Origin of the sequence: Aerococcus sanguinicola (assembly GCF_001543145.1) — a bacterium.
GTDB classification, from domain to species: domain Bacteria; phylum Bacillota; class Bacilli; order Lactobacillales; family Aerococcaceae; genus Aerococcus; species Aerococcus sanguinicola.
Map to the genome: position 1 here is coordinate 261,457 of NZ_CP014160.1, position 13,672 is coordinate 275,128.

Below are 13,672 nucleotides of genomic sequence, written 5' to 3' on the forward strand. Positions count from 1 at the left end.
TCCTATTGGATTTTAGCAAATTTGTGGAGTAAGCGGCGGTAGACTTCGATAAAGTCTTCCACTTCTTCCATGCGGTTGTCATGCCCGAAGCTCAAACGAATGGCACACCGGGCTAGGCTAGGATCTACCGGCATAGCGGCCAGGGTTGAGGATCCTTGCTGGCTCTTCCGGCTGGCACAGGCAGAAGTCGTTGACACATAAATGCCCTCTTCTTCTAAGGCGTGGACCATCACTTCACCACGAACGCCTTTGAGGGCGAAGCAGAGAATATGGGCCGCACCATCCTGGGGACTGAAGACAGTTACCTGGTCCCCCTCCTCCGCCAAGAACTGACGAAGCCGGTCTTGAAAGGCTTGGTGCCTCTTACTTTCCTCATTAGCGCCTTCCTGGGTCAAGCGCATAGCCTTAACAGTAGCCACAATGGCGGGCAAGTTCTCAGTCGAACTCCGGAGCAGGTGCTCTTGGCCGCCGCCATCTAAGAGGGGCAGGATCTGCCGGTTGGCCTTCTTATATAGGATACCACATCCCCTAGGTCCATTGAACTTATGTGCTGAAAAACTCATCAAATCCACCCGGGGATGGATCAAGGGACGTGGGGTCTTCATGAAACTCTGAACCCCATCCACATGAAAATGGATGCTCGGATAGTCTTCTAAGACCTCAGCCAATTCCGCGATAGGTTGTTGGCTACCAATTTCATTATTGATGGCCATCACAGAGACCAGGGTCGTATCAGGACGGATGGCCGCCTTCAAGTCTTCGGCATGGACCTTGCCCTCCTTGTCTACAGGCAAGTAGGTCACTTCAAAGCCTTGCTTTTCAAGGGCATGCATGGTGTTCATGATGGCGGGATGTTCGACCTGGCTGGTGATCAGGTGCTTGCCTGCTCCAGCTTTTTCCAGAGCTGTTCCTTTAACTGCCCAGTTGTCTGACTCCGTTCCCGATCCCGTGAAAAAGACTTCCTCTGGCGAACAGCCTAAGATATCAGCAGCCTGCTTGCGGGCCGACTCTAGGAGACGGTGGGCCTGGTTACCCAAGGCGTGGAGGCTGGAAGGATTGGCATAGTAAGTCTCCATCGTTTTAAGCATAGACTCTGCTGCTTCTTTAAAAATCTTAGTGGTGGCACTGTTGTCAAAATAGATGGTTTTTGACATAAAGTTAGCTTCCTTTCTCTTAAAACAGTGAACCCTCTCCAGATTTCGCCGATCGGGAGAGGGAACTTGACGATACTAATAATTATATTTGTCCTTGTCTGCGCGGTAAATTTTCTCGATTTCGCTCTGAGCTTGGCTATCGAATTTCGCTACACAATCCACGATGGCCTGGTAGGCTCCCTGATAATCGTAGCGCTCATTGAAGAGGTAGTGGGAATAGTCCACCGCATCATTAATCTCAGGATGGTTGGCTCGGTAACGGTTGGCATATTGGATAGCCGTCTCGGTCAAGCGCACATAGTCGAGGGTCTTCTCAATTTCCGTATCCAAGTATTCAATATCCTCAGAAGCAATTTGGCTCAAACGGTTGATTTCTTCCATATCTAGTTTCACCCGGTTGAGCTTAGACCGCATGGCATCCAAGGTATCTTCACAAGCAAAGAAACGGTCCAGATAACTTGGATCTAGGCCAGGCAGGTGGTACTGGCCAACCTTGCGCTTGATATTGCGGAGGTCGAGCTCGTAGAGATAGAGCTGGTCGCGGGCTTCCCGCTCCTGCTGCTTGAGACCAGCCAAGGACGAAACAATCTTGGACTGACCTTTCTCAATTTCAGCTAGGGTCTCATAACTATCCCGGTAGCGGGTTTCCATATCGCTGTAGGCAATGGTATGGTTGCCTTCCTGCTGGTTGGTATAATCGATGGTTTCCTGGAGGCGGTCAATCTGATCGGCGTAGTCACGCATTTGGGACATTTCACTACCCGATAGCTGGTAATTCTGAGCCACACGGTCGATCTCTAAGATGGCATAACGGTTGGACTGGTGAACCTTACTTAGGGTTTGTTGCATGGCCCCCTGGTTGCCGCCAATGTATTGCTTGGCTCGAAGTTCCGCTTCCATCAGTTCATAGGTCCGGTCAATCTGTACTTCCGCCCGCTCCATAATGGCTTGGGCTTCATCCAGGTCAGCCCGGGCAATGGCTTCCTTAGCATTGTTGATAACCTTGTCAACTTGGTTGATCTCTTCAGGAATATCCACATCCATGGGGAAACGGTAGTCTTCATCCAACATGGCCTTATAGCCTTGGTTCAAGTCTTCATACTGGGCCAGGTATTCTTCATCGATCCGAGTCAAGAGGCTAGGAATTTCTTCCATCATCCCCTCTAAAGACTCAATATCCCGCTGGATCTGTTCCAAGATTTCATGGGCCCCGATAAAATCCCCATCATTCATCAATTCATTGTATTTGGTGAAATCTAATTCAATATAGGACAAGTTCTTCTCTAAAGTTTCCTGGGAAGGGCCGTAAGCATAGCTATGGGCCAATAATTGTTTGCGGATCTTAGCATAGCGGTCATAGAGCTCTTCATGGTAGCTCGCATTGGCGTCCTCCTGGTCCAAGAGCTTCTCCAATCGCTGGTTAATCCCCTCGACTTCCGTCCGAGCTTCCTGGAGTAGGTCTTCCGCCTTGTCCGACATTTGCCGCGCTTTAATTTTTGAGAATAATTTATCTGTAGCGTCCTGGGCTGAGACGAGAACCGCTTCAATTTCGGGTAACTTGTACTGGGTTACGGTTTGCCAATTGGCCTGTTCGTTCTCGAGCGCCCGTCCGGTTTTACCTGTTACATTCTTGTTTTTGATCGTATAGAGTTTGTCAGCAACCGGAATCGCCATGATCTCTTGTTTCTGCTCATCCAGTTCCTGATTGGTCTTGGTCTGCTTCTTACTTAAATAATACAGTATACCATAGCTGATGAGCACAATCAGAATCACGACGAGCAATGCGATTAATAGCTCCACATTCGCTCCTCCAATTCATTAATATTTTATCATGTCTTACTTTCTTATACTCATAAATTATAGCAGAAAAAAGCCCTTTAGCCTAGGGAGAGTCCATAAAAAGCCCTTGACTGCCCTTCTTTCTTTTCTGAGCTTTTGTCAAAGCGTCTGCTTAAGCATGAGGCTGGGACAAAAGCTTTGACCTCTTTTTAAATAACGAACTTTTTGGCAAAAATCTGTTCCAAAAGTCAGTCCTGACATCCACTTCACGAACTATGTCCAATCGTTTATCAACGATTTCCCATAGTTTGTGGACAGTTGCTGTAGCTGTTCGACGCGCAGCGAGTTACAGATATAGTATGCGTTAGCTGATTCAGGCCTAATCGACTTTTGTCACACTCTTTCTTTGGAAATTATTTTTTTCGACAAAAAAGGAGCCAGCCAGGCTAGCTCCTTTAAATTATTTAAGCTTAAAATTAAGATAATTGGTTGTAGTATTCAACGACGAGTGATTCATCGATATCTGGGTTCATTTCGTCGCGTTCTGGGTAGCGAGTTAATGAGCCTTCGAATTTTTCTTCATCGAATGATACATATGGAACGTGGCCGTATAAACCTTCAACAGAATCCTTGATAACTTGGATTTCTTTAGATTTTTCACGAACGCCGATCACTTGGTCAACATCCACTAAGTAAGAAGGAATGTCCACACGTTTGCCATCAACTAAGATGTGGCCGTGGGTAACCAATTGACGGGCTTGGCGACGAGTTGAAGCCAAACCTAAGCGGTAAACCATGTTGTCTAAGCGACGTTCAAGTAAGATCATGAAGTTAACCCCGAGCTTACCTTCTTTAATTTTACCAGCTTTTACGAACAAGTTATGGAATTGTTTTTCAGTCATTCCATAGATGTAACGTAATTTTTGTTTTTCTTGTAATTGTAAACCGTATTCTGAAAGGCTCTTACGGCGTTGGTTAGGTCCGTGTTGACCTGGTGCGTAAGGGCGACGGCTTAATTCTTTACCTGTACCTGATAATGAGATCCCTAAACGACGGGATACTTTCCATGTTGGTCCTGTATAACGTGACATTGATGAATTCCTCCATATAAATTGATTTATTGGAGTAAAATAAGTCATTCAGTTGATCGCATTCGTGCAGTCCGCTCCTTGGCTTTCTCCTATTGCAGCCGCGGATACTTGCTTCACCTATGTGGGAGGACTGTTGACGAGCTTGCTTCAACTGTGCTGCATTATTTTACACAAAAATTATCTTATCAAGCTTTAATCGGCTTGTCAAGCTTAATCTTTCAAATATTGGCCAATAAAGTCCAGGGTCAACCGGGCGCTCTTAGGGCCTACTTCAGAAATAAATTGGTCAAAGTCAATGGCTGCATCCTGCTCGGCAGTGTCTGACATGGCCCGGGCAATCAGGAAAGGAACCTGGAACTGATAGGCGACATGGGCAATCGCCGCTCCTTCCATCTCGGTACAGAGGGCACCTGGAAGATGCTGGGCAATCTCTTCCACCTTGGCTGGGCTAGCTACGAAGCTATCCCCTGAAACGACCAGACCTCGGTTGACCGTCTCCCCCTGGTCAGCCAGGCATTGTTCGAAACGTGAAAGGTAATTGGAATCTGCTTGGAAACGGGCAGGCAAGCCCTCAATCTGGCCATAAGCCTGGTCAAAGGCGGTCATGTCAACATCATGGTAGGCTGCTTCCTGGGCAAGGACCAGGTCACCCACTGCGAGCTCCTTGGCGACAGCCCCCGCCGAGCCATTATTAATAATCAGGTCAGGCCCATCCATAGCCAGCAAAGTTGTCGCTAGGGCCGCATTGACCTTGCCAATCCCACACTGGGCAATGGCAAGCTCGTGGCCTTGGTAATGGCCCCGCCAGATCTTAACGCCTGCCTGCTGGGAAGCTTCGAGGTCCGTAATTTCATCTAAATAGTAGCTAATTTCCTTGGTCAAGGCTGCAACAATGGCAATCTTCAAGCTTTTCATCCTCCTATACAAAAAATGCAATCAAGGTAACAATGATAATTCCTAAGAGACTGAGCCCAATTCCCCAGTTGAGGTATTCATCAATCGGTCTTGGCTCAGGCTTTTGGTCGGCCTGGTCATCCAGCTGCTTGGCTTCCTGACCCTGGCGCCAATGCCAGGTCCTGCCCCGGTCTGAAGACTTAGCCGGCTTGGACTTGGCCCGGGGGCGCTGGCTCGCTTGGGAAGCGGGACGAGCTTTTTGCTTGGGCTTTTTGCTGGCAGCCGCTGCTTTCGGCCGAGACTTCTTCGCCTCCTGTCCGGCTTCCTGCTTGGCTTCTTCTAAGGCCTTTTCTCTTTTTTTCTTTTGGTATTTACGATAAGACTGTCGGGTAATTAGAGGATCTTTAGCCATGGTTTCCTTCCTTCAATAGTTGCTTTTCTAAGTATTGGATGGCATAGATGGTCTTCATGTCACAGATTTCCCCGCTAGCGGCTGCTTGCTTGGCTTCACTCAGGCTGAGACGGAAGACTTCGATATGTTCATCCGCATCCTGGGGTCTAGGATTGCTCACTGTTTCTAAGCCGCGACAAGAGTAGATCTGCAGGTATTCATCCAAGTAGCCGGGCGAAACATAAAATTTATCCAGGGTCTGCCAGTCCTCGGCCTGAAGCTGGGTCTCCTCTTCCAGTTCACGCTGGGCAGCGGCGAGGAAATCTTCCCCGGGATCAACTAAACCAGCTGGAATCTCAAGAATCGGCCGCTCAATAGCCTTACGGAATTGCTTAACCAAGACCAGCCGCTGGTCCTCATCGATGGCTATAATGCCAACTGCTGGGGCATGATGGATGATTTCGCGATTAGCCTTTTCGCCATTGAAAATCTCCACGGTCTGCTTCTCTAGGGTCAGTAGACTCCCCTCATAAATCACTTCACTGCTTAAAGTTTTTTCACCAAATTCCATGACCTACCATCCTTTCACAAAATGATCACTTTATATTATACATGGAAAATTATAAATATTCTTCTAAATCCACTCTCCTTTGCTAGCTAAGCAAAGTCATCCCTAAGACGGATGGGCTGGGAAGAATTCCTTGCTATAATAACATTAAAATTAGTAAAGAAGGCGGTTTAATGAAGAAAATATGTAAACGAACTTGGGACCAGGTCCTCTACAGTCCCTTCAATGTTTTATTGATTCTAGCGGCCTGGTGGCTAGACTTAAAGTTCTGGCCGACCCTAGCGACCATCCTGCTAGTCAACTTTGCCATCTGCTACTATCTTGAAAAACGAAATTCAGCCCCCCATCTCTCCCGGAAAAACTACCAGCACTATAAGGAACATGGTCTGTCCGACCAAGACATCCAGTATTTTCGCCAGGAGATGGCAACTAGCCTAGAGCAAATCGAACGCATCCTAGCCCTTCTCGCCCAAACAGGCAGGAAGTCGCATGGTCAAGTCAAGGCCCAAGCGATCAAGGCCTACTTCCATGCCATCCAGCAAGAGCCCCACTTATTGGCTGATTCAGCGGACTTTCGCTACCAGCTCCTCCCTAGCTTAGAGAAGGAATTGCGCCACTACCAACTCTTAACCACAGCTCGGGAAGACGCTAGTGAACTGGCTGCCAGCCGCGAAGAACTCGACCGCTTAGGCAAGGAGATCCAAGCATCTTACAAAGACTTTCTTACCCTCACGATCTAGAAGGAGTGTTGTTAATGACTCAGAATAATTTTTCTAATGATTTCGATGACCTATTAGCCCAGCCTTTTGCCCTTGACCAGGAGGAAGGAGAGCTCCAGCCCCAAGCTCAAAAGCAGGAGACAAGTCTCTTCGACCGCTTGTCGGATAAGGAGAAACAGCAAGCCCAGGCCATGGCCAAGATGATTGACGAAAAGAATATGTCCGGCCTGACCGCTTACGGCAGCAAGGCCCAGTCCAAGCTCAACCAATTCTCCCATGCCATGATCGACCAGGTGCGCAATAAGGATACTGGAGAGATTGGGGTCAGCCTGCGCCAGCTCATGGATCGCTTAAATGAGAGCGAGTTGAACAAGCTCCAACAAAAAGAGACGAATCCCATCAAACGTTTCTTCAACCGGTCCAAGCTCTCTCTCTATGAGGCCAACGCCAAATTCCAACAAGTTGCCGTCCAAGTCGACCAAATCGCTGACCAATTAGACCGCCACCAGGCCCAACTGCTCAAGGACAACCAAGACCTGGATGGCCTCTATGACGAAAACTATGAATTCTTCAAGGTGCTGAATATCTATATTGCGGCAGCCCAGCTCAAGTACCAAGAGCTCCAAGAAGAATTGATCCCTCAAAAAGTTCAAGAAGCCCAGGCAGCAGACAATCAAATGGTCGCCCAAGAACTCGCCGACCTTCGTCAATTCGCCAGCCGCCTCGAGAAGCGGATCTACGACCTCAAGTTAACCCGCCAAGTCTCTATCCAGCAAGCACCGCAGATCCGCCTGATCCAAAATACCAACCAGGCTCTGGCTGAAAAGATCCAGTCCTCAGTTCACACGGCCATCCCCCTCTGGAAGAACCAGATGGCGATCCAACTCTCCCTCCAGCGGCAGAGCGATGCCCTCAAGGCCCAACAAGCAGTTACAGATACAACTAACCAGCTCCTCCGTCAGAATGCGGATATGTTGGAACAATCTAGCTTAGAGATCAGCCGGGAAAATGAGCGGGGCATCGTCGACATCGAAACCCTCGAGCATGTCCAAAAGAGCCTGGTCCATACCATTGAAGAGACCTTCCAAATCCAACAAGAAGGCCGGAAGAAGCGCCAAGAAGCAGAAGGCCGACTCCTCAATATGGAAGACCGACTCAAAGAAAGCTTGCTCAAAGATATGGACCGTCGCCAGGCCTAGACACTGGACCTGGGGCTAAGAATTGCCTCAAATACACGAATGTACTATAATTGTTATATATTAAAGAAGGAAAGGGATGAATCACATGCTTTGGACACTTATCTGGGGCGGTATCGTTGGTGCAATCGCAGGATGGATTGCAGGCAAGGATATCCCATTTAGAATTATCGGTAACATCGTTGCTGGTCTCATCGGCAGCTGGATTGGCGGTAAACTCCTACCCGTCTTCGGCCCAGTTTGGGGCGGAATTGCTATTATTCCATCCATCATTGGCGCCGTTATCTTAGTCATCTTAGTTTCTTGGCTCATGCGCCGCTTCGCATAAAACGGTAGCATAAGCTAAGAAAAACACAGGCTGTGTCCCTCCGGATACAGCCTTTTTTATAAGGGTGTGAGCAAAGGCGTTCAGAAAGGGATGACTGGAAGCAAAGAGGATAAGAGCGGCTTTAGCCGGTCGTTCCACTTTGCTGAAGTCACTCCCTTTCTGCCTTTGCGAACCCGACTAGACAGGGTGTGAAGGCTAGCGGGAGAAATAGAGCTCTGGAACCAAAAGCCAGAGAAGACTTCAAGTCTTCGGCGGATTTTGGTGAAGAGGAGCTATTTCTGCTAGCCTGAACCCGACTAGGGTATGAGGAAGACCCCTTAGCTTTGGATACTTGTAGTAAGCCGGAATAAGAGCAAGCAAGACTTGCTAAGAGAGACCTCGTTCGCATCTTGTCGCCAAGCTACTTGCTAATAGAGATCTTGTTCGCTAGTTGACCCCAGCCTACTTGCTAATGGAGGGTTCGTTCACAAGTTGCTAGACCCCAAGGCATGCTCACTAGCAGACTTTATTAAAAACAAAAACTGTGCGAAACCTAAATTCTAGGTCGCACAGTTTTATTTTCGAGCAATTATTGGTCAAGATGAATGTTCACTGCCTGTGGGCCACGCTCTCCTTCCGCAATTTCAAAGCGGAGCTTTTGCCCTGCTTTGAGTTGGTGGCTAAAGGCACCTTGGAGGGCAGAAGCATGGAAGAAAAGACTATCTTCTTCGGGATTTTGTGGGAGGTCGATAAAACCATACCCCTTATCAGCTGAATAAGATTTCACGATTCCTTGGTACATGAATTTACTCCTCTTCTTCTACTAAGGCTTGAGGGAAGTGTTCGCTGACAATGTCATAGCAGCGTTGGCAAAGCGTTGGTGCTTCAGGGATTTGACCCACGCTTGGGTAAACGCCCCGGCAACGTTGGCAAACTTCACCGTCTGCCTGGGTCACTTCCAAGGCATAGTGGCCATAGTCATGGGCTTGGTCAGACTTCTCTTCTAGCGGCTTGATTTCAACTTGTGAGACAATCAAATAGGTCCGGAGTTGGTCGCCAACTTGGGCCAGTTTGCTTTGGGTATCCGCATCGGCATAGATAATCAGGTCAGCTTCAAGTGACTTCCCGATTAACTTGGCATTTCTAGCTTCTTCCAAGCTCTTGTTGACATCGTCACGGAAATCGAGGAAGGCATTCCAGAAGTCCAATAATTCTTGGCTGTTGCTGTAGACTTTTAGCTCAGGGAATTCAGCCAATTGGGCATAGTCTTCTTCTTCATCCAGATATTGCCAGATTTCTTCAGTCGTATGTGGGATAACTGGTGTGAGCAAGAGGGTCAGGTCTCTAACGACTTGGTACATTACGGTCTGCATCTTCCGACGGGCTGGGCTATCCGCTAATTCAATATAAGTTACATCCTTGGAATAATCCAGGTAGAAGCTGGACATTTCCGTTGTCAGGAAGTTGAGGATGCCTTGGTAGACGGTCATGAAGTCATAGCGGTCATAGGCAGCTTCTACTTCTTTAACCAGTTCATTGAGCTTGTTGAGCATGAATTGGTCGATTGGGTCTAAGTTGTCATAGCTGACAGCATTTTCACTTGGCTTGAAGTCGGTCAGGTTACCCAACATGAAGCGGATCGTGTTGCGGATCTTGCGGTAAGCTTCAGACACTTGGCCGAGGATATCGTCAGAAATCCGCACATCGTATAAGGTATCGGCAGAAGTTACCCAGAGTCTCAGGATATCGGCTCCGCGTTGCTTGCAGACATCATTTGGTGACACGGTATTACCTAAAGACTTACTCATCTTGCGTCCTTCCCCATCATTAACGAAACCTTGGGAAAGTACGGCCCGGTAAGGTGCTTGGTCGTTAACAGCAACTGAGGTTAACAGACTTGAGTTAAACCAGCCCCGGTATTGGTCAGAACCTTCTAGATAGAGGTCAGCTGGGAAGGTTAAATTATCCCGTGTCCCTAAGACGCCGGCGTGGGTTGAGCCAGAATCAAACCAAACATCCATGATGTCCATTTCCTTGGTAAATTGGCCATTGGGTGAACCAGGATGGCTGAAGCCTTCAGGAAGTAAGTCCTTAGCCTCCCATTCGAACCAGACATTAGAACCGTGTTCACCGACAAGCTCTGCCACATGGTTAATGGTTTCTTCGCTAATGATTTCTTGGCCATCTTCGGCATAGAAGATAGGGAGCGGTACACCCCATACCCGTTGGCGGGAGATAACCCAGTCGCCCCGGTCGCGGATCATATTGTAGATGCGTTTTTCACCAGAAGGATGGAGCCAGTCCACTTCATTCTCAATGGCTTCAAGCGAACGGTCACGGATCTTATCAACGGAGCAGAACCATTGTGGGGTTGCCCGGTAGATGACCGGTTTCTTGGTCCGCCAGTCATGAGGGTAGCTGTGGGTGAAGTAAGACACATGGAGCAAGGCCCCAACTTCTTTTAACTTGTCGAGGACTTTTTCATTCCCATCTTCATAGAAGACACCTTCTAGGCCAGGAGCTTCGTCAGTATAGCAACCTTGGTCGTCAATTGGCGATAGGGCGTCTAAACCGTAAGCTTGGCCAATATAAAAGTCGTCTTCCCCGTGGCCAGGAGCGGTGTGGACCAGGCCAGTACCGGAATCTGCGGTGACGTGGGTCCCTACCATAACGAGGGAATCCCGGTCATAGAAAGGATGCTGGGCCACCATGCGGTCCATTTCAGAGCCTTTAATTTCATCAATTTCTTGGTAGTCTTCCCAGCCTAAAGTTTCCGCTACGTCTTCTAAGAGCTCCTTAGCAATCACGAAATGACGGCCATCCACTTCAACAAGCGAATAGATAAAGTCAGGGTGGACGGAGATCCCGAGGTTGGCTGGTAAGGTCCAAGGGGTCGTGGTCCAGATCACGAGTTCGCTATCTTCTGGCAACTTGCCCTGGCCATCCTTTAGCTTGAAGGCCACGTAGATACTTGGAGATTCCACATCCCGGTATTCAACTTCAGCTTCGGCTAGGGTTGATTCACTGGATGGTGACCAGTAAACTGGACGCTTGCCCTTATAAATGAGGCCCTTGGCAGCCATCTTACCGAAGACACGGATTTGTTCTTCTTCAAATTTCGGATCCAAGGTCACATAAGGATTGTCCCATTCTCCAGCAACGCCTAAACGTTTGAAGTCTTCCTTTTGTCCTTCAATTTGTTTCCAGGCATAGTCTTCGCAGATTTTACGGAATTCTGCGGTTGACAAGGCTTTGCGGTCCACACCGGAATTGGTGACAGCTTGTTCAATAGGCAGGCCGTGGGTATCCCAGCCTGGTACATAAGGTGCCCGGTAGCCTGACATAGACTTGGACCGGACAATAATATCCTTAGCAATCTTATTCATGGCGTGGCCAATGTGGATCGCCCCATTAGCATAGGGAGGGCCATCGTGGAGGACAAAGGGTGTCTTGTCCTTGTTTAAGGCTTGGCGCTTACCATAGATATCTTGTTCTTCCCATTCTTTTTGTCGTTCAACTTCTTTAACTGGTAGGTTCCCGCGCATTGGGAACTTAGTTTTCCCTAAATTAAGGGTTTCTTTCATCTTCATGCTTTTCCCCGCTTTCTTTGATCCATATCCTGTACATAAAAAAAGCTCCATCCGCAAGGGACGAAGCGATCGTGGTACCACCCAAATTTAGTTGCAAGCAACTCTTAAAGCGTTAACGCCGCTAACGTCTCCGCCTACTTCATTTCAGCAGAGCCTCATTCGGATGATAATCTTAAGTTTAGCTTAGTCTGCTTCACAGCTACCGCAGATTCTCTGATAAGCGCCCCTTAAGACCGTGTTCCGTTCTGTTTTATATACATGGCTAATGATACTAAAATTCTTCTCATTTTTCAAGCCCAGACTTCTTAATCGTCCGGCTCATCCGCATTCTTAAAGACTAATGCTTGCTTTTCTTCAGGGGCTGCCCCTATTCCCTCCTGGCTTGGCGCTTCTTCTTGGGCGGCTTGGCCTTGGGTGAGGTGCTCAACATCTTCGGGCTCGAGGACCTCCTTGACTTCATCAGGCATGACAGCCACTTGGTCATTGTTGAAGAATTCTTCCTTCTGCTTGGCTTCATCGACTTGGGCATTGGCCAGGTCGAAGATTTCTGCCGCCTTGTCGTTGCGTACAGGCAGATCCAAGTCAGCGATCAATTCTTCAAGGTTAGGGCAGTCGCCCCGGGCTTCTTCGCGAGCGGTGAAAATCTTATCCCAACGCTCATCTTCTAAGCTCTGTTGGCTATTGTGGATGAGCCCTAAGAGCTGGCCCCTGAGCACCTGGCCGTGCTGTTGGAGATAGGTTGTTTCGGTATCGACAGCCACAGCTCGTTCTGCTGCCTGGGTCAAGAGCTCATTGGCCGACTCTTCAGCCCGGCTAACAATTAGTTCAGCCTCGTTGAGAGCTTCTTCCCGCAATTTATCTGCGGCTTCTTGGGCCACCACAATGGACCGGTTGAGGGCTGATTCCTTGCCCCGGAATTCATCCAATTCAGCATTTTTTTCGAAGATTTCTTGCTGCATGTACTGGTTTAAGGTTTCCAGATTATCCATGGCGTGTCTCACTTCTTGCAGGAAGCTGTCCACCTCTTGTTTGTCATAGCCTGATAATTTACTCTTGAAGGTTTTATCCTTTAAATCACTTGCATTCACTATCATCAACCTCTTTTCATTGATTCGCTAAATACTGGATGGCCAAGCGGACCTTGCCCTTCTTGGACTGGCCGAGGATCTGGTCAATATAGAGCCGGCCGTAGCCGCGGACACTGAGAGTATCGCCAACAGCCACTTCCCGGTCTACCCGGTCTTGGACCTGCCAGTTCTGCTTAATGCCCTTAGCTTGGACCAGTGACTTGGCCTTGGTTCGAGACAAGTTAAGGGCTTCAGCCAGGACCAGGTCCAAGCGCAAGGAGGCCGCACTAATAGGCCGCTCTTGCCAGTTCTCCTGGCTCTGGACGCGGTCTGACCAAGGGATGGGCTGGAGCGCCACCTTGGCCCGGCCCACCCGATCGACTTCTTGGATGAAGAAAGGCAAGAGCTCTTGGCTGGTAATGAATTGCCATCGCTCGCCATCGCTAAGGATATCTCCCAAGACCTTGCGCTCCAGCCCCTGTCCCAACAAACTGCCCAGAACTTGGCGGTGACTCAGCTGGTTAAACTTCTTGGCATAGGAAATCTCAACCAGGACCAAGTCATAGTCCACTTCTTCCGCTTCAAGATAAGGAGGATAGATCAAGAGACGCTGGCGCTCGGCCTGGTCATAGCCTCCCCAGAAGGCATAGCGATAGTCTGAATGGGACTGGCCCAGAACTGTTTGGGCAATCACCTGTTCTCTCGGATCGAGAAAGTCGGACAAAATAGGCCGGTATTGGTCAAGAACCTGGCCTTGCCAGTCTAGCACTTGTTCGACGAAATTTTTTTCTTCTGCAGGAAAATGTTGGAATAGGTCTCCCGACAAATCGGAGCCCTCCTTTCTACACTCTTTCCTTTATTCTACACTAAGACTTACCCAAGTGGAAAGAATTCGCTGAAAATTGCAGGCAAGATT

General features: G+C 48.7%; 13 protein-coding genes. 3 read left to right on the forward strand and 10 right to left on the reverse strand.

The genetic code is table 11. The features are described 5' to 3' along the window. Positions 1-2: 2 nt before the first annotated feature. From AWM72_RS01350 to AWM72_RS01375, 6 genes are all read right to left on the reverse strand, one after another. A complete protein-coding gene (locus AWM72_RS01350) occupies positions 3-1,154 on the reverse strand; it encodes a cysteine desulfurase family protein (RefSeq protein WP_067972017.1) in 1,152 nt (383 codons plus the stop codon). A 75-nt stretch (positions 1,155-1,229) separates the two neighbouring features. Continuing rightward, on the reverse strand, positions 1,230-2,954 hold the full coding sequence (locus AWM72_RS01355; protein ID WP_067972020.1) for a septation ring formation regulator EzrA: 1,725 nt from the start codon (positions 2,952-2,954) through the stop codon (positions 1,230-1,232). A 455-nt stretch (positions 2,955-3,409) separates the two neighbouring features. Next, positions 3,410-4,024 carry a 30S ribosomal protein S4 gene (gene rpsD / locus AWM72_RS01360; RefSeq protein WP_067972024.1) on the reverse strand — a complete coding sequence of 205 codons (615 nt, stop codon included), beginning with the start codon at positions 4,022-4,024 and terminating at the stop codon, positions 3,410-3,412. Between the two features lie 210 nt (positions 4,025-4,234). Continuing rightward, complete coding sequence (locus tag AWM72_RS01365) at positions 4,235-4,930, reverse strand: 5'-methylthioadenosine/adenosylhomocysteine nucleosidase (RefSeq protein ID WP_070485735.1); 696 nt, start codon at positions 4,928-4,930, stop codon at positions 4,235-4,237. Between the two features lie 13 nt (positions 4,931-4,943). Then, on the reverse strand, positions 4,944-5,330 hold the full coding sequence (locus AWM72_RS01370; protein ID WP_067972029.1) for a hypothetical protein: 387 nt from the start codon (positions 5,328-5,330) through the stop codon (positions 4,944-4,946). After that, positions 5,323-5,880 (reverse strand): NUDIX hydrolase, encoded by a 558-nt coding sequence (locus AWM72_RS01375; protein WP_067972033.1) that lies wholly within the window; start codon positions 5,878-5,880, stop codon positions 5,323-5,325. The genes AWM72_RS01370 and AWM72_RS01375 overlap by 8 nt, the downstream gene beginning before the upstream one ends. Positions 5,881-6,050: 170 nt before the next feature. On the opposite strand from AWM72_RS01375, the gene AWM72_RS01380 reads away from it, so the two are divergent. The 3 genes from AWM72_RS01380 (at position 6,051) to AWM72_RS01390 (ending at position 8,120) form a co-directional block, all read left to right on the forward strand. Continuing rightward, positions 6,051-6,617 (forward strand): 5-bromo-4-chloroindolyl phosphate hydrolysis family protein, encoded by a 567-nt coding sequence (locus AWM72_RS01380; protein WP_067972036.1) that lies wholly within the window; start codon positions 6,051-6,053, stop codon positions 6,615-6,617. Between the two features lie 14 nt (positions 6,618-6,631). Further along, positions 6,632-7,795 (forward strand): toxic anion resistance protein, encoded by a 1,164-nt coding sequence (locus AWM72_RS01385; RefSeq protein ID WP_067972038.1) that lies wholly within the window; start codon positions 6,632-6,634, stop codon positions 7,793-7,795. A gap of 76 nt (positions 7,796-7,871) precedes the next feature. After that, complete coding sequence (locus tag AWM72_RS01390; protein WP_067972042.1) at positions 7,872-8,120, forward strand: GlsB/YeaQ/YmgE family stress response membrane protein; 249 nt, start codon at positions 7,872-7,874, stop codon at positions 8,118-8,120. A gap of 568 nt (positions 8,121-8,688) precedes the next feature. On the opposite strand, the gene AWM72_RS01395 is transcribed toward AWM72_RS01390, so the two are convergent. The 4 genes from AWM72_RS01395 to AWM72_RS01410 form a co-directional block, all read right to left on the reverse strand. Further along, the gene (locus AWM72_RS01395) at positions 8,689-8,901 is read right to left on the reverse strand and encodes a cold-shock protein (RefSeq protein WP_067972044.1); all 213 of its coding nucleotides are present in this window, start codon (positions 8,899-8,901) and stop codon (positions 8,689-8,691) included. A 4-nt stretch (positions 8,902-8,905) separates the two neighbouring features. Next, positions 8,906-11,689, reverse strand: a complete 2,784-nt coding sequence (ileS, locus tag AWM72_RS01400) for an isoleucine--tRNA ligase (protein ID WP_067972047.1) — start codon at positions 11,687-11,689, stop codon at positions 8,906-8,908. Between the two features lie 305 nt (positions 11,690-11,994). Next, on the reverse strand, positions 11,995-12,777 hold the full coding sequence (locus AWM72_RS01405) for a DivIVA domain-containing protein (protein ID WP_067972050.1): 783 nt from the start codon (positions 12,775-12,777) through the stop codon (positions 11,995-11,997). A 16-nt stretch (positions 12,778-12,793) separates the two neighbouring features. Further along, positions 12,794-13,582, reverse strand: coding sequence for a YlmH family RNA-binding protein (locus tag AWM72_RS01410; RefSeq protein ID WP_067972052.1), 789 nt, complete (start codon positions 13,580-13,582; stop codon positions 12,794-12,796). Between the last annotated feature and the right edge of the window lie 90 nt (positions 13,583-13,672).